9 protein-coding genes are annotated in these 16,162 nt (G+C 73.5%); 1 reads left to right on the forward strand and 8 read right to left on the reverse strand.

All coding sequences use genetic code 11. The annotated features are described in order from the left end of the window. Positions 1-112: 112 nt before the first annotated feature. The 6 genes from ACFXBC_RS25425 to ACFXBC_RS25450 all read right to left on the reverse strand — a co-directional run bounded on the left by ACFXBC_RS25425 (position 113) and on the right by ACFXBC_RS25450 (position 11,053). The gene (locus ACFXBC_RS25425; RefSeq protein ID WP_385028794.1) at positions 113-505 is read right to left on the reverse strand and encodes a VOC family protein; all 393 of its coding nucleotides are present in this window, start codon (positions 503-505) and stop codon (positions 113-115) included. 171 nt (positions 506-676) lie between these two features. Further along, the gene (gene nudC / locus ACFXBC_RS25430; protein WP_385028833.1) at positions 677-1,582 is read right to left on the reverse strand and encodes an NAD(+) diphosphatase; all 906 of its coding nucleotides are present in this window, start codon (positions 1,580-1,582) and stop codon (positions 677-679) included. Positions 1,583-1,744: 162 nt separating this feature from the next. Next, entirely contained in the window at positions 1,745-3,139 is a 1,395-nt protein-coding gene (locus ACFXBC_RS25435) for a dipeptidase (protein WP_385028797.1), read from the reverse strand. 10 nt (positions 3,140-3,149) lie between these two features. Further along, complete coding sequence (locus ACFXBC_RS25440) at positions 3,150-6,863, reverse strand: UvrD-helicase domain-containing protein (RefSeq protein ID WP_385028800.1); 3,714 nt, start codon at positions 6,861-6,863, stop codon at positions 3,150-3,152. Between the two features lie 83 nt (positions 6,864-6,946). Further along, a complete protein-coding gene (locus ACFXBC_RS25445) occupies positions 6,947-10,498 on the reverse strand; it encodes a UvrD-helicase domain-containing protein (RefSeq protein ID WP_385028803.1) in 3,552 nt (1,183 codons plus the stop codon). Positions 10,499-10,693: 195 nt separating this feature from the next. Further along, entirely contained in the window at positions 10,694-11,053 is a 360-nt protein-coding gene (locus ACFXBC_RS25450; protein WP_385028806.1) for an MGMT family protein, read from the reverse strand. Between the two features lie 221 nt (positions 11,054-11,274). Between ACFXBC_RS25450 and ACFXBC_RS25455 the strand changes: the two genes are divergently transcribed. After that, positions 11,275-14,136, forward strand: a complete 2,862-nt coding sequence (locus ACFXBC_RS25455; RefSeq protein WP_385028809.1) for a lysylphosphatidylglycerol synthase domain-containing protein — start codon at positions 11,275-11,277, stop codon at positions 14,134-14,136. Between the two features lie 49 nt (positions 14,137-14,185). Here ACFXBC_RS25455 and ACFXBC_RS25460 read toward each other — a convergent pair whose 3' ends face one another. Together ACFXBC_RS25460 and ACFXBC_RS25465 are read right to left on the reverse strand one after the other, a co-directional pair. Then, entirely contained in the window at positions 14,186-14,782 is a 597-nt protein-coding gene (locus ACFXBC_RS25460; RefSeq protein ID WP_385028812.1) for a hypothetical protein, read from the reverse strand. Between the two features lie 121 nt (positions 14,783-14,903). Beyond that, on the reverse strand, positions 14,904-16,028 hold the full coding sequence (locus ACFXBC_RS25465) for a PP2C family protein-serine/threonine phosphatase (RefSeq protein WP_385028815.1): 1,125 nt from the start codon (positions 16,026-16,028) through the stop codon (positions 14,904-14,906). Positions 16,029-16,162: the final 134 nt, after the last annotated feature.

Here is a 16,162-nt window from a genome sequence, read left to right on the forward strand (position 1 = left end):
CGCCCTCCCCGCTCCACACGGACAGACCCTCGTGCCGAACCGGTACGGGGGTCTTGCGCTGCGCCTGTCGTGGCGACAGCCCCGGGTGCGGTGTGTGGCGGGTCGCGGTTCATCACCCGCGCAGGGCGAGCCACTCCTGGAGTTCCACGAGGTTTCCCTCCGGGTCCATGAGGTGGGCGACGCGCATACGGTCCCCCATGGGGGCAGGGCCGTGGGTGAGTACGGCGCCCCGCGAGGTGATCTCCTCGCAGTAGCGGTCGATGTCGTCGACCCGCAGGACGACCAGGGACCGGTAGCCCGTCGGCTCCGCGGCGAGTTCGCCCAGGACCTGCGCCATGTGCGCGCGTTCCTGCAGGGCGATGCCCGCGGTGCCGCCTTCGGGCGTGAATTTCGCGTACGGGCCGTCCTCCGCGTCGAACTGCGGCTTCAGCCCCAGTACGTCCCGGTAGAAGCGGTAGCAGCTGGAGAAGTCCGTGACCAGGAGGCGGACCTGGGCGAGTTCCATCGATGTCCCCTTGAAGAGCAACAGCGCGAGTTGGAGAGCAACAGCGCGAGCGTTCGAGCCCGACGACACACCACACCCGGCGAGGGCGGACAGGGGCAGCCGGTGACCACTTCCCCGGGCACCCTCGCCGGCACATCAATCGCAGTCACCGCAGTCACCGCGCTCGGCCGGTCAGGCCGCCGGCTTCGGCAGCGGCTTGCCGTACCAGAGCTCCACCAGTCTTGCCGCGATCGAGATACCGGAAGGGGGCAGCACATCCCCGGCCTCGATCGCGGAGCGCAGGTCCTCCCGCGAGAACCAGCGGGCCTCGCTGATCTCCTCGCCGTCCACGGTGATCTCGGATGACGTGGCCTGCGCCATGAAGCCGAGCATCAGGCTGGACGGGAAGGGCCAGGGCTGGCTGGCGACGTACTGCACGGTGCCGACCGTGACGCCCGCCTCCTCGAACACCTCACGCGCCACCGCGGCCTCGATGGACTCGCCCGGCTCGACGAAACCGGCGAGCGTGGAGAACCGGCCCTCCGGCCAGTGCACCTGCCGGCCGAGCAGCGCCCTGTCGTGTTCGTCGGTGACGAGCATGATCACCGCCGGGTCGGTACGCGGGTAGTGCTCGGCCCCGCACGCCTGACAGCGCCGGATGTGGCCGGCGGCGGCGATGACGGTGCGCTCGCCGCAGCGGGAGCAGAAGCGGTGCAGCCGCTGCCAGTTCTCCAGCGCCACCGCGTGCACCAGAAGCCCGGCGTCGAGCGGCGAGAGCAGCAGCCCCGCCTCACGCAGCCCGGCGGGCCTGGCGGACTGGTCCATCCGGCCGGGGAGGGTGTCCTTCTGGAGCGCGAAGTAGCGCACTCCGTCCGCGTCCGTGCCCAGGAAGTAGCGGTGCTCCTCGGTGAGGGGGGCCTCGAACGACGGGGTCTTGAGCAGTTCGGTCCGGCCGTCCGGTGTCTCGTCGATCAGCGCCTGGCCGCCGGAGACCACGAACACCCGGGTCGTCGGGTGGCTCCAGGCCGCGGCCAGCCATGCCTCGTCGAGGCGGTGGTGGGCGGCCCGGTCGATGCCGCTCGGGGCGGTCAGACCGATCGGCCGGTGCGGATCCGTACCGGTGACGGTCCCGGCGGCACCGGCGGCGGCCCGGTCGTCAGCGGTCCCGCCCTGGCTCGCGTGACCTTCGGTGGCATTGCTGAAGTTGCTCACAGGTGCTTCCAACTCCCCCTCGTGTACTGGTGGTTCGGTTCGGCGTTCTCAGCGCAGGGCGGCGGCCATGTCGCCCCACAGATAGGCGGTGGTCTCCACACCCTTGAACAGCAGGTCGAGTTCGACCTTCTCGTTCGGTGCGTGCCAGCCGTCGGACGGCACGGAGATGCCCAGGAAGAGCACCGGGGCACCGAGGACGTCCTGGAGATCGGCGGCGGGGCCCGAGCCGCCCTCCCGGGTGAAGCGGATCTTCTCGCCGAACGCCCGGCCCATCGCCCGTACGACGGACTGGAGCGCCGGGTGGTCAAGCGGGGTCAGACACGGCCGGGTACCTGCGCTGAATATGACCTGCTGGCGGATCCCGGGCTCCGCCCGGCCGGCCGCCCACTCGGTGACCAGCCGCTCGATCCGCACCGGGTCCTGGCCCGCCACCAGCCGGAACGACAGCTTCACCATGGCGGACGACGGGACGACGGTCTTGCCACCGGTGCCCTGGTAGCCGCCGCCGATGCCGTTGACCTCGGCGGTCGGGCGGGCCCAGATCCGCTCCAGCGTGGTGTGGCCGCGCTCACCGGCCGCCGCCCGGGACTTGGCGGTCCGCAGCCACTCGGCCTCGTCGAAAGGCAGCTCGGCGAAGAGCTCGCGCTCGGCGTCCGTGAGCTCCGCGACACCGTCGTAGAAACCGGGGACGGTGACCCGTCCATCGGCGTCGTGCAGTGCGGCCACCAGCCGGGCGGCCGCGGTGGCCGGGTTCGGGACGGCGCCGCCGAAGGAGCCCGAGTGGATGTCCTGCTCGGGGCCTTCGAAGGTGATCTCGCACTCGGCGAGGCCGCGCATACCGGTGCAGACGGTCGGCGTCGTCCCGGACCACATCCCGGTGTCCGAGACGATCACCACATCGGCTGCGAACCGCTCGGCGTGCTGCTCGACCAGCTCCCTGAAGTGCGGGGAGCCGGACTCCTCCTCGCCCTCCACCAGAAGTTTGAGGTTGACGGCGGGGGCCGTGCGGCCGGTGGCGGCGAGGTGCGCGCGGACCCCGAGTGTGTGGAAGAACACCTGGCCCTTGTCGTCCGCCGCGCCCCTGCCGTACATCCGGCCGTCCCTGACGACCGGCTCGAAGGGGTCGGTGTGCCAGCCGTCGTCGACCGCGGCGGGCTGGACGTCGTGGTGGCCGTAGACGAGGACGGTCGGCGCCTGGGGGTCGCCCGAAGGCCACTCGGCGAACACCGCGGGGGCGCCGGGCGTATCGAGGATCTCGGTGACCGGGAAGCCGGTCTCGCGGAGTGCGGCGGCCAGCCAGTCGGCGCTGCGGCGTACATCGGCCGCGTGCTCCGGCTGCGCGGAGACGGAGGGGATGCGCAGCCAGTCGGCCAGGTCGGCGAGGAAGGACCCGCGGTGCTGGTCCAGGTACGTGCGGACAGCGCTGTCCGGGGTGTCGCTCATGCCATCGAGCCTAACGGGCCGGTCGGGGTGGCTCGCCCGGCGGATCCGCCGGTGGGGCTGGAGCGGGGTCCGCCGGATCGCCCAGCAGGATCCGCTCAAGACCGGCCCGGCCCGGCAGCCGCGCGGGCCGGACCACTTCTCCGGTCCGTACGTAGAGGAACACGGCCGAGACCGAGGTGAGCGGGATGTGGTGCTGCTCGGCCCAGGCCAGCCGGTAGACGGCCAGCTGGAGCGGGTCGGCGGTGTGGGCCCGGTGGGTCTTCCAGTCGACGATCTCGTAGGTGTCGCGGCCGGTGCGGTAGACGGCGTCCATCCGGCCGCGGATCACCCGTCCCGCGAGGGTGAGCGTGAAGGGGGCCTCGACCCGGTGGGGCGTACGCCCGGCGTACGGGGTGCGCTCGAAGGCGTCCTTCAGTTCGGCCAGCTCCCGCTCGTCGGCGATCACCGGTTCGTCGTCGTCACCGCCGGGCAGCTCGTCGGGTCCGAGCATGGGCAGCGGCAGCTCGTCGAAACGCGACTCGACCCAGGCGTGGAAGCGGGTGCCGCGGCGGGCGGCGGGCTGCGGCGGGCGGGGCATGGGCCGGGCCAGCTCCTGCGCGAACGCGTCGGGGTCCTCGGCGAGGCGCAGCAGCTGGGTCGCGGTGAGGGTGCGGGGCACGGGGACGTCGCGCACGGTGCTTCTGGCGCGGAGCAGTTCGGCCGTGAGCGCGTCGAGATCACGGTCCCAGGAGGTGAGCGTGCGGGCGTCCTCGGGGGTGAGGGGGGTCCGGGCATGGGGCACGTGCGGAGGGGCGGGGGTGCCGGGCGGGGCGGGGGCGTCGTGCGGGGCGGGGGCCCGGGTGCCGTGCGGGGCGGGGTCGTCGTGCGGGGCCGTTGGCCCGGGGTGCTGTCCCGGGCCCCGGTCCTCGTCCTGCCCGGTCGGCTCGGTCAGCTCGTCCTGCTCGTGTAGCTCGTCCTGCCCGGTCGGGTCGGTCGGCTCGTGCTGCCCGGTCTGGTCTGTCGGGTCGGTCGGCTCGTCCTGCCCGTTCAGCTCGCTGAGCTTGTCCAGCACCAGTTCCGCCGCCGCCCTGCGGCGGCGCAGTGACGTCTCGTCCAGCGGCAGGGGCCAGGCGTGGTCCGCCGCCGCGTCCCGCAGCGCCGGGTTCTCCTCGTCCTCCTCCGGGGCGTCCGCCCAGATCTCCGTCTCGCCGTACCCCGCGGCGCAGTGCTCCTGCAGCGCGAGCAGGAAGTCCGAAGGACCGCGCGGGCGCTTCTGGCTCGGACCCCACCAGTGGGCCGAGCCGAGGAGCAGCGAGCGGGGGCGGGTGAAGGTGACGTACCCCAGGCGGAGTTCCTCCGTGTGCTGGTGGGACTTCATCGCCGCCTTGAAGGCGGCCAGTCCCTTCGCGTCCCACGCGCCGACCCCGGGAAGCGTCGCCGCGTCGCCGCGCAGGGCGTGCGGCAGCACCTTCGGCTGCGCGGTCCACACCTCGCGGGACTGCCCGCTCGGGAACTGTCCGGTCACCAGGCCAGGGACGGCGACCACATCCCATTCGAGGCCTTTGGACTTGTGAGCGGTGAGGACCTTCACGGTGTTCTCGCCGCCGGGCAGTGCGTTGTCCAGGCCCTTCTCGTACTGGGCCGCCGTCCGCAGAAAGGCCAGGAAGGCCAGCAGGCTCGCCTCGCCGTCCAGCGAGGCGAAGCCCGCCGCTATGTCCAGGAACTGCGAGAGGGTCTCGCGGCGGCGGGCGGCCAGCGCGTGCGGGGAGGCCGACAGCTCGACCTCAAGACCCGTGGTGGCGAGCACCCGGTGCAGTACGTCCATCAGGGGGTCGGCCAGCGAGCGCCGGAGATCGCGCAGTTCGGCGGCGAGCCGGGCGAACCTCACCCGGGCATCGGCCGAGAACGGAAGCCCGTCGTCCGTACGCCCGCCCCGCACCCCGTCCGGACGCCCGCCACGCCCCCCGTCCGCAAGCCCGGCGCCCGTCCCGTCCCCCTGCCCGCCGCCCCAGTCCGCAGGGCTCCCGTCCGCGGGCCCCCCGTCCGGGACCCCGCCGCCGGCCGTCAGGAACGTGTCCAGCGCGTCCGCCAGCGAGACCACCTCGGCCGGGTCGACCCCCTCGACGGCCTCCGCGAGCCGCTGGTCCGCGTCAGCCCCGTCGTCGCCCGCCGCGCCGCCGTGCCGTACGAGAAGCCGCGCCCTGCGGCCCAGCAGCGCCAGGTCGCGCGGGCCGATCCGCCAGCGCGGCCCGGTCAGCAGCCGGACCAGCGAGGCGTTGGCCCCCGGGTCCTGGAGCACCTCGCAGACCGCCACCAGATCGGCGACTTCGGGCAGGTGCAGCAGCCCCGAGAGGCCGACCACCTCGACCGGCACGTCCCGGGCCACCAGCGCGCCCTGGATCTGCGCGAAGTCCCCGGCGGTGCGGCAGAGCACCGCGATCTCGCCCGGGTCCTTGCCGGTGCGCACCAGATGCGCGAGCGAGTCGGCGAGCCAGCCGATCTCCTCCTCGTGTGTACGGAGCAGGGCGCACCGCACCATGCCGTCCCGCTCGGCGCCCGGCGCGGGACGCAGTGCTTCGACGCCCGCGTGCATCGCGCGCAGCGGGGCCGCCAGACCGTTGGCCAGGTCGAGGAGACGGCCGCCGCTGCGCCGGTTCTCGCTCAGCGAGAAGCGGGTGGCGGGGCTCCCGTCCGCGTACGGGAAGTGCTCGGGGAAGTCGTCCAGGTTGGCGACGGACGCGCCGCGCCAGCCGTAGATCGCCTGGCAGGGGTCGCCCACGGCGGTCACCGCGTGGCCGCTGCCTGCCCCGAAGAGGCCGGAGAGCAGCAGCCGCTGGGCGACGGATGTGTCCTGGTACTCGTCGAGCAGGACCACCCGGAACTCGTCCCGCAGCAGGGTCCCCACCTCGGGCCTGGTCAGCGCCAGCTCGGCGGAGAGGGCGATCTGGTCGCCGAAGTCGAGCAGGTCACGGCTGTGTTTGGCCGCGCGGTACCGGCTCACCAGATCGAGCAGTTCACGGCGGGCCCACGCGGCCTCCGGGACCTTGCGCAGCTCGGCGTTGGAGAGCCGGGCGCTCTCCAGGCTGTCCAGCAGCCCGGTGTCGTACGCACGCAGCGCCTCCGGGGTCACCAGATGCTCGGCCAGCTCGCCGTCCAGCGCCAGCAGATCGCTGACCAGTGAGGAGAAGGACTTCGTCAGCGCCGGATAGGGGCCGGGGGCCTCCTTGAGCACCCGGGCGGCCAGCTGGTAGCGGGTGGCGTCGGCGAGCAGCCGGGAGGACGGTTCAAGACCGATCCGCAGACCGTGGTCGGTGAGCAGCTGTCCGGCGAAGGCGTGGTACGTCGAGATGCGCGGCTCGCCCGGCGAGTAGTACGGATCGGCGCTCCCGGCCGCCGGGTCGGTGCTCACGGCAGGCGCCGAGGGGCGGGGGCCCGGTGCCGGGGACGGTCCGGGGGCGTCCGGGTCGGTCACCCCGGCCCGGACCAGGGCCTTGCGGACGCGCTCGGCCAGCTCGCCCGCCGCCTTGTTGGTGAAGGTCAGCCCGAGCACCTGCTCGGGCGCGACCTGCCCGGTCCCCACCAGCCACACCACCCGCGCGGCCATCACCGTGGTCTTCCCGGAACCGGCTCCGGCCACGATGACCTGCGGGGCGGGCGGCGCTGTGATGCAGGCCGTCTGCTCCGGGGTGAAGGGAATGCCGAGAAGCTCCTTGAGCTGCTCGGGGTCGGTGATGCGCGGGGTCACCTCAGAGAGGCTAACGGCGCCCTGTGACATTCCCGCCCGAGTCCCGCCGGGACCGCTCACCGCTCACCGCTCACGGACAGCCGTCACTCCACGATGTGGGTGCCCTCGGGCAGCGCACTGCAGGAGGCCCGGAACGCACAGTGGGTGCAGTGGCTGCCGGTCGTCGGGGTGAACCGCTCGTCCAGCACCTTCCCGGCGGCGGTCGCCAGCAGCTCCCCGACCCACTCCCCCGCGAGCGGTTCCTGCGACTGGACCCTGGGCAGCGCGTCGCCGCCCTCCTTGCGGGGGGCGGCCTGTCGCAGCTGTACGAGTTCGGCGCCGCCCGCTTCGGGGCGCCGCCCGCCGAAGACCTCGTCCACCGCGCCCTCGCGGACGGCGAGCTGGTAGACGGCGAGCTGCGGATGGCGGGCCACCTCGTCCTTGGTCGGCGCCTGCTTGCCGGTCTTGAAGTCGACCACGTACGCACGGCCTTCGGTGTCCCGCTCGACCCGGTCCATGGAGCCCCGGATCCGCACCTGGTACTCGCCGGCCTCCAGCGTCACGTCGAAGGGGTGCTCGGTGGCGGCCGGGGTGCGGCCCGCACGGTCCATGACGTGCCAGCGCAGGAAGCGTTCCAGCGCCGCGCGGGCGTTCTCCTTCTCCTGGCCGGACTTCCAGGGCGCGTCGAAGGCGAGCGAGTTCCAGACCGAGTCGAGGCGTTCCATCAGGACGGCCAGGTCGGCAGGGGTACGCCCGGACGCCACCTCGTCCGCCAGGACATGCACCACATTGCCGAACCCCTGGGCGGCGGTGGCGGGCGCGTCGGCCTTCACCTCGCGGCCCAGGAACCACTGGAGCGAACAGGTGCGGGCCAGCTGCTCCAGCGCGCTGCCGGAGAGCGCGACCGGCTGCCCGGGGTCGCGTACCGGGGCGGCGGAGTGCGTCGGCTCGTACAGCCCCCACCAGCGGTACGGGTGCGCCGCGGGCACCAGCGGCTGGCCCTCCTCGTCGGTGAGGGCGGCCAGCCGGGCGAGCCGGTGGGCGGCGGCCTCGCGCAGTCCGGGGGAGGCCTTCGGGTCGACGGTCGTGGCGCGCAACTCCGCGACCAGCGGGGCCACCGCGAGGGGGCGCCGGGGGCGGCCCGTGACGTCCTTCGGCTCCACCCCCAGCTCGGTGAGGAAGCGCGACGGCTGGTCCCCGTCGTCGGCCGGTGCCTTCACCGCGGTCACCACGAGCCGGTCGCGGGCCCGGGTCGCCGCGACGTAGAAGAGCCTGCGCTCCTCGGCGAGGAGCGCGCCGGGGCTGAGCGGTTCGGCCAGCCCGTCCCGTCCGATCCGGTCCGCCTCCAGGAGCGATCCGCGCCGCCTGAGATCGGGCCACAGCCCTTCCTGCACCCCGGCGACAATGACGAGTCCCCACTCCAGGCCCTTGGCGCGGTGCGCGGTCATGAGCTGGACCGCCTCGGGGCGCACGGTCCGCTTGGAGAGGGTGTCGGCGGCGATGTCCTGGGCGTCCACCTCTTCGAGGAAGTTCAGCGCGCCGCGCCCGCCGGTACGGTCCTCGGCGCGGGCCGCGGTGTCGAAGAGCGCGCAGACGGCGTCCAGGTCACGGTCGGCGTTGCGCCCGGCGGCTCCGCCCCGCAGGGCCGCGCGCTCCAGGCGCCGGGGCCAGCCGGTGCCGCTCCACAGCTCCCACAGGGCCTGTTCGGCGGTGCCGCCGTTCTCCAGGAGGGCGCGCGTTCTGCTCAGGAGCTTGCCCAGCTGCTGGGCGCCCCTGGCGTACGCGGGGTCGTGCGCGATCAGCCGTCCCGGCTCGGCGAGTGCGCGGGCGAGCAGTTCGTCGGAGGGAGCGGGCAGCCGGTTCCCGCCCGCCCGTTCCTCGTCGCGCAGGGCACGGCCGAGCCGGCGCAGATCGGCGGCGTCCATGCCGCCGAGGGGTGAGGTGAGCAGGGTGAGGGCCGTCGCGGTGGAGAGCCGGGCGGCGGGGGGCCCGGGGGCCGGGCCGTCCTCCTCACCACGGGCCGGTACGCCGTCCCCGCCTGCCGGTACGCCGTCTCCACCGGCTGCCGGTTCGCCTGCCGGTACGCCGTCTCCACCTGCCGCCGGTTCACCGTCCGCGCTGACGTCTCCACCGCCCGCCGGTTCATCGTCCGCGCTGACGTCCCCGCCTGCCGCCGGTTCACCGTCCGCGCTGACGTCTCCACCGCCCGCCGGGCGCCCCGCCCCCGTACCGCTGCTGTCCAGCGCCGCTTCCGCCACCGCCCGCAGCGCCGTCAGCAGCGGGGTCACCGCGGGCTCGTGGCGCAGTGCCATGTCGTCGCCCGCGATGTCCAGCGGGACCCCGGCCGAGGTCAGCGCGCGGCGCACCGCCGGGATGGAACGGCCGCCCGCACGGACCAGGACCGCCATCTCGTTCCACGGCACGCCCTCCTCCAGATGGGCCCGGCGCAGGATGTCCGCGATGTTGTCCAGCTCGGTGCCGGCCGTCGGGTAGGTGTACGCCTCGGTCCGGCCACCGGCCCGTACCGCGGAGAGTTCCCGGTGGGCGCGGACCTGCGCGGCGGGCAGCCGGGGCAGCGGCATGCGCTGGGTGAGCAGCCGGGTCGCCGTGAGCAGGGCGGCGCCCGAGCGGCGTGAGGTGGTCAGCACCTCGACGGGGGCCGGGCGGCCGTCCGTACGGGCGAAGGTGTCGGGGAAGTCCAGGATGCCGTTCACGTCGGCGCCGCGGAACGCGTAGATCGACTGGTCCGGATCGCCGAACGCGACCAGGGTCCGGCCGCCGCCCGCCAGCGCCCGCAACAGCCGGACCTGCGCCGGGTCGGTGTCCTGGTACTCGTCCACGAAGACCGCGTCGTAACGGAGGTCGGCCCGCTCGGCCAGCGGCACCGCGCGGTGCACCAGCTCCGCGTAGTCGATCACGCCCTGCGCGTCGAGGACGTCCAGGTACTCGGCGAGGAATCCGGCCGCCGCACGCCAGTCGGGGCGGCCCGTGCGCTCCGCGAACGCGGCCAGGGTCTCCGGTCCGAGCCCCAGCTCCCGGCTGCGCGCGAGCACGGCGCGCACCTCGTCGGCGAAGCCGCGGGTCGTCAGACAGGCCCGCAGCTCGTCGGGCCAGCGGATCCGTCCCAGGTCGAGCTGGCCGGCCAGCAGCTCCCGCACCGTGACGTCCTGCTCGGGTCCCGACAGCAGCCGCAGCGGTTCGGCGAAGAGGTCGGCGTCCTGGTGGGCGCGGACCAGCGCGTAGCAGAAGGAGTGGAAAGTGGTCGCCTGCGGTCCGTACGTACCGGTCCTGGAACCGGCGCCGCCCGGGTCTCCGCCGGCGAACGGTCCCGGCTCGCCGGGGAGGGGCCCGCCGCCCTGGATCCGTACGGCCATCCGGTCGCGCAGCTCCACGGCGGCCCGGCGGCTGAAGGTGAGGACGAGAATCCGTTCGGGGTCCGTCCCTTCGGCGATGCGCCGCGCCACCGCCTCCACCAGCGTGGTGGATTTGCCGGTGCCAGGCCCGGCCAGCACGAGCAGCGGTCCGGTGCGGTGATCAACCACCGCACGCTGCCGTGCGTCCAGTACGGGAGGATCCACCGCGCCCGGCGGGGTGCGCACCAGCCGGTACGGGCCCGGGGCCCGTTGCCGTACCCGGTGGGAAGTGGAGGTGCTCACGTGGATCGCCGGTCCTGGGAAGGGTGCGTGGATGTGCGGGCGGGAGAATCGGGGGTTCGGGGCGGGTGGGGGAGCATGGTGCTCGGCCGACGCTACGCGGCCGGGCCGGGGCGCCCCGGTGCCAGGGGTCTCGGCCCCCTGTGTACTCCGTACGGGTTCCGGACCACCCGCGGGAGGGCCGAATGGCGGAAGCTGTCAGACATGAGCCCCGTCGCCGCCGTCCCACCGCGCCCGCCGCATGTCCAGGCGCGGCAGATGGCCCTCCGCCTCCCGTGCGGCCCGCGGGGCGTCCCGCAGCGGGGTCGACTCCGCCCGGTAGTGCTCCAGTGCACGCAGCTCATGGCCCGCGAGCAGCGCACCGTCCGCGCGCACCACACGCCACCACGGGGCTGCGCCGCCGTAGAGGGCCATCACCCGGCCCACCTGGCGCGGGCCGCCCTCCCCCAGCCATTCGGCGATGTCCCCGTACGTCATGACGCGGCCGGACGGGATCAGCTCCGCGACGTCCAGCACCCGTTCCGCGTACTCCGGCAGCTCAGCACTCACCCGGCCCATCCTGCACCACAGCGCCGACAACGCGCCGGGCCCGCCGCAGAGCGGGCCATTTCCCGCAAAGGGGCCCTGATGCCTGCCCGCACCGCCCGGACATGCCACCATCGTCCGGGCGGTGGCCGGGTATCCCGCGCACAGCGCCCCACCGCTCCGCCCACGGGTCCAGCACCCCGAGGTGGAACGCGGTGATACGAGACGAGAAGGAACCGACGGAGGGGCCAGGCGTGCAGGAGCCACCGGAGGCGGCGAACGCCCCCGACTCCGAGACTCCTCCGGGCGAGCCGGGGACGGGGCCGAAGCCGGAGACAGGACCGCGGCCGGAGCGGGTCGGCACCCCGGCCCGGCCGGGGACGGGCCCCGGCCCGGGCAACGGTACGGAACCGGGCTCGGGCGACGGGACGGGCTCGGGCTCGGGCTCGGGCTCGGGCTCGGGCTCGGGCGACGGTACGGAACCGCCCCCCGGCACCGGACCGCACCCCGGCCCCGGCGCGCCCCCCGAGTTCGGTGGGGCGACACCCATCGACCGGGTCTCCGGGGACGAGCCGCTGCTCGCCGCCCGGGTGCACCGCCCGTCCGATCTGCTGCGCCTGCTCACCGGCATCCTGGCCATCGCGCTGGTCCTCGCCATCGCCGCCTTCGCCCACGGCACCACATCGGGTCTCGCCCAGGACATCCACAACGGCACCGTCCAGACACCCGATCTGCTCCTCAAGCTCGCCGGGCTCTTCTCGTCCATCGCCATACTGATCCTGCCGGTCGCCTTCGCGATCGAACGGCTGGTCAAACGGGACGGTCTGCGGATCGCGGACGGGGTGCTGGCCGCCGTACTCGCCCACGGAGCGGCGCTCGCCACCGACCTCTGGGTCGCCAAGGCCGCACCCAAGTCGATCACCGAGGCGCTCACCCAGCCCCTCACCAACGGCACGCTCACCGACCCAGTGCACGGCTATCTCGCCCCGGTCATCGCCTATATGACGGCCGTCGGCATGGCCCGCAGACCGCGCTGGCGGGTGGCGCTCTGGGTGGTGCTCCTCGTCAACTCCTTCGCCGTGCTGGTCGGAAGGCAGACCACGCCCTTCTCGATCATCGTGACGATCCTGCTGGGCTGGACCGTCGCCTACGGCACGCTGTACGCGGTCGGCTCGCCCAACGTCCGCCCCACCGGCCGCCAGCTGCTCGCCGGGCTCCGGCACGTCGGCTTCAACCCGGTCAGCGCGATGCGCGCCGAGGACATCCCCGACTCCGCCGAACAGGGCGACCGGGGCCGGCGCTACTTCGTCACGCTGGAGGACGGCGGGCCGCTCGACGTCACGGTCGTCGACCGGGAGCAGCAGGCCCAGGGCTTCTTCTACCGGGTGTGGCGCCGCCTCACGCTGCGGTCCATCTCCACCGGCCGCTCCATCCAGTCGCTGCGCCAGGCCCTGGAGCAGGAGGCGCTCCTCGCGTACGCGGCCATCGCGGCCGGGGCGAACGCGCCGAAGCTGATCGCCACGTCCGAGCTGGGCCCCGACGCGGTGATGCTCGTGTACGAGCACACCGGCGGCCGCTCCCTCGACTCGCTGCCCGACGAGGAGATCACCGACGAGCTGATGCAGAACACCTGGCGGCAGATGCAGGCGCTGCAGTCCCGGCGTATCGCCCACCGCAGGCTCGTCGGGGACGCGATCCTGGTGGACCGGGCGGGCCGGGTGATACTCACCGATCTGCGCGGCGGCGAGATCGCGGCGAGCGACATCGTGCTGCGGATGGACATCGCGCAGCTGCTCACCACGCTGGGGCTGCGGGCCGGGGCCGAGCGCTCGGTCACGTCCGCCGTCGCGGTCATCGGCCCCGACAAGGTGGCCGACAGCCTGCCGCTGCTCCAGCCGCTGGCGCTGAGCAGGTCGACCCGGGCGACCCTGCGTCAGCTGGCCCGCGAGCGGGCACAGCGCGAACGGGAAGCCATGATCGAGGCGTCGGAGACGGCGAAGCGGGCGAAGGCCGGGGCCGACGCGGCGCCGGGCGACAGCCGCAAGGCCGCCCGCGCCGAGAAGAAGGCCGAGAAGGAGGCCATCGACGACGCGCTGGACGGGGCACGCGAGGAGGACCTGCTCTCGCAGATCCGCCACCAGGTGCTGCTGATCCGGCCGCAGGCGCACGCCGAACCGGTACGGCTCGAACGCGTCAAGCTCCGCACCCTGTTCACGGTCATCGCCGGGTCCGTCGCCGCGTACTTCCTGCTCTCACAGCTCGCGAACATCCCCTACCACCAGCTGATCACCACCACCCGATGGGGCTGGGTCGCGATCGCGGTGCTGTTCTCCGCGCTGAGTTACGTGGCGGCGGCGATGAGCCTGCTCGGCTTCGTGCCGGAGAAGGTGCCGTTCCTGCGGGCCGTTTCGGCGCAGGTCGCCGGGTCCTTCGTGAAGCTGGTGGCGCCCGCGGCGGTCGGCGGGGTGGCGCTCAACACCCGTTTCCTGCAGCGCGCGGGCGTGCGCCCGGGGCTCGCGGTGGCCAGTGTCGGCGCCTCGCAGCTCTTCGGGCTCGGCAGCCACATCCTGCTGCTGATGGTCTTCGGCTATGTGACGGGCACCGAGCAGACCCCGTCGCTGACCCCGTCCCGTACGGTCATCGCCGGTCTGCTGACGGCCGCGGTGCTGGCCCTGGTGGTGACGGCGGTGCCGTTCCTGCGCAAGTTCGTTGTCACGCGGGTGCGTTCGCTGTTCGCCGGTGTGGTGCCACGCATGCTCGACGTACTCCAGCAGCCCCGCAAGCTGCTCACCGGTATCGGCGGGATGCTGCTGCTGACCGGCGCGTTCGTGATGTGCCTCGACGCTTCGATCCGGGCCTTCGGCGGCGGTTCGACCATAAGTTACGCGAGCATCGCGGTGGTCTTCCTGACCGGCAACGCGGTGGGGTCCGCCGTGCCGACCCCCGGCGGGGTGGGGGCCGTCGAGACGGCGCTGACCGGTGCGCTGATCATCGCCCGCGTCGACCCGGGGACCGCGGCCGCCGCCGTCCTGCTCTTCCGGCTGCTGACGTTCTGGCTGCCGGTGCTGCCCGGCTGGCTCTGCTTCAACTATCTGACCCGCAGAGGGGCGCTCTAGGAGTACGTACGGGTGCTGGTCCGTCAGGGCCAGCGGCACCCGCGGCCGGTCAGGCGCCCTGCGCCCGGCTGCGCTCCAGCGTCCGCAGGATCAGCCACTGGTCGCCCCAGGCCATCGCGGTGCCCAGTACGGCCATCACCACACCGATCAGTACGCTGCCGACGGCCTCCCCCACGGCGAGTCCGGCGAGCCCCAGCACCCCGCGGACCGCGAACCGCAGCGCGACGAGGCCGACGGCCAGCAGCCGGGTGCGCTTGTTCTTCCACAGCGCCCTCATGAAGCGCATCCGGGTCCGCAGGACCGTGAGCGAGAGCGTCAGGTTCACCGCGGCGACGACCGGGATCAGCCAGTACGCGGCCGGGTAGGCCCGCGCGATGTCGAAGATGCCCGCGAAGGTGCCGACGATCGGGAAGTACCAGGCGGGCAGCGGCTTGACGGGGTTCTGCTCCGTGCCGGGCGCAGTGCCCCGGGCAGTGGTCTGCGCTGTGGTCTGCGCTGTGGTCTGCGCCGTGGTCTGCGCCGTGGCCTGCGCTGTGGTCTGCGCTGTGGTCTGCGCCGTGGTCTGCGCCGTGGCCTGCGCCGTGGTCTGCGCCGTGGTCTGTGCTGTGGTCTGTGCGGTGATCTGCTCCGTGCTCACTGCGGTCATGTCCGGCTCCCCCTGAGGCTTCGTTTCCGACCTGAGAAGCTTCCCGCGCCGGGCGCCCCGGCCGGCAGAGCGAACCGTCCGCACTCCGGCAGGACAAATGTCCCGTGCGCCGGCCGCCCGCTCAGCGGGCCGTGATCACCAGGATCGCCGCGTCGTCGTGGAGCCGTCCGCCGACGTACCGGTGGAGGTCCTGCTCGATCTCCCGCACCAGGGCGGCCGGCTCAAGACCGGCCCAGTTCTCCAGCCGCCCGGCCAGCGGGTAGAAATCCCCCCGCCGGTCCCGCGCCTCCGTGACCCCGTCCGTGAACAGCAGCAGCCGGGCCCCGTAGGGCAGCCGTGTCTCCACGACGGCGCGCGTCCGTTCCTCCTCGGGGACCAGGAACCCAAGCCCCAGCGGCAGCCCCGCCTCCCCCAGACCGATCTGCCGCGCACCGGCCCTGCGGACGGCGTACGGCTCCAGATGCCCGCAGTTCACCAGCCGCATCCGCTGCCGGTCCGGGGCGAACTCCACCAGGAGCGCCGTGACATGGCGCGGTTCCTGGCCGATGGTCTCGGCGTACTCGTTGTAGCGGTCGAGTATGTTCTCCATGCGCCGGGTCAGGTCCGAGAGGCCCGGCTCCTCGTACCCCGCCACCCGGAAGGCGCTGAGCACGGCCGCCCCCGCGTTGATGGCGTCGAGGCCCTTGCCGCGCACGTCGGCGACGAGCACCCGGGTCCCGAAGGGCGACTCGATCACCTCGTACAGGTCGCCGCCCACCCGTGCGTACTCGTCCGCCGCGAGGTACACCCCGTACGCCACGAAGTCCCTGGTCCGCAGCGGGAACGGCCGCAGCAGTGCGAGCTGGACAGCCTCGGCGGCACCCCGGGTGTGCTCCAGCAGGGACTGGCGCTGGGAGCCGAGCCGCGCGATGAGGAGCGCGAGCATCCCGACCGTCCAGGTCGCGGCCAGCACGACGGCCATCTGTCCGGGGTCACGCTCGTGCGGTGCGAAGAGCGGATACGAGACCGCGATACAGACACCGGCGAGGGTGGCCAGCGCGGCGGTGGTCAGGACACTCAGCACCAAGGCTCCGACGAGCGGGACCAGGCCCGCGAACAGCACCACTCGCAGGTCACCCGGGGTGACGGACTCCACCGAGACGATCGCGGCCAGCACGAGGAGCAGGAACCCGAGAAACACGGCGCGCTCCCCGCGCGTGGTGTTCCGCTCCACGAGCACACGCGACAGGGTGCGGGCGAGCGGCATGGAGAGGTCCTATCTGGCGGATATGCGGCTTTTGTCTCCCTCTCCGACACAGTAGCGCCGACCCGGCGACGGCACAGCGGCAGCTCCACGGCCCGCCGGGCACGCCGCAGGGGGCGGCTCGCACGGATGTGCGG

It is taken from the genome of Streptomyces sp. NPDC059398 (assembly GCF_042751845.1).
Taxonomy (GTDB): domain Bacteria; phylum Actinomycetota; class Actinomycetes; order Streptomycetales; family Streptomycetaceae; genus Streptomyces.

Excerpts from the sequence above, each read along its gene's own strand:
- ACFXBC_RS25425 (WP_385028794.1), bottom strand. The coding sequence starts at position 505 with ATGGAACTCGCCCAGGTCCGCCTCCTGGTCACGGACTTCTCCAGCTGC.
- ACFXBC_RS25435 (WP_385028797.1), bottom strand. The coding sequence starts at position 3,139 with ATGAGCGACACCCCGGACAGCGCTGTCCGCACGTACCTGGACCAGCAC.
- ACFXBC_RS25450 (WP_385028806.1), bottom strand. The coding sequence starts at position 11,053 with ATGGGCCGGGTGAGTGCTGAGCTGCCGGAGTACGCGGAACGGGTGCTG.
- ACFXBC_RS25460 (WP_385028812.1), bottom strand. The coding sequence starts at position 14,782 with ATGACCGCAGTGAGCACGGAGCAGATCACCGCACAGACCACAGCACAG.
- ACFXBC_RS25465 (WP_385028815.1), bottom strand. The coding sequence starts at position 16,028 with ATGCCGCTCGCCCGCACCCTGTCGCGTGTGCTCGTGGAGCGGAACACC.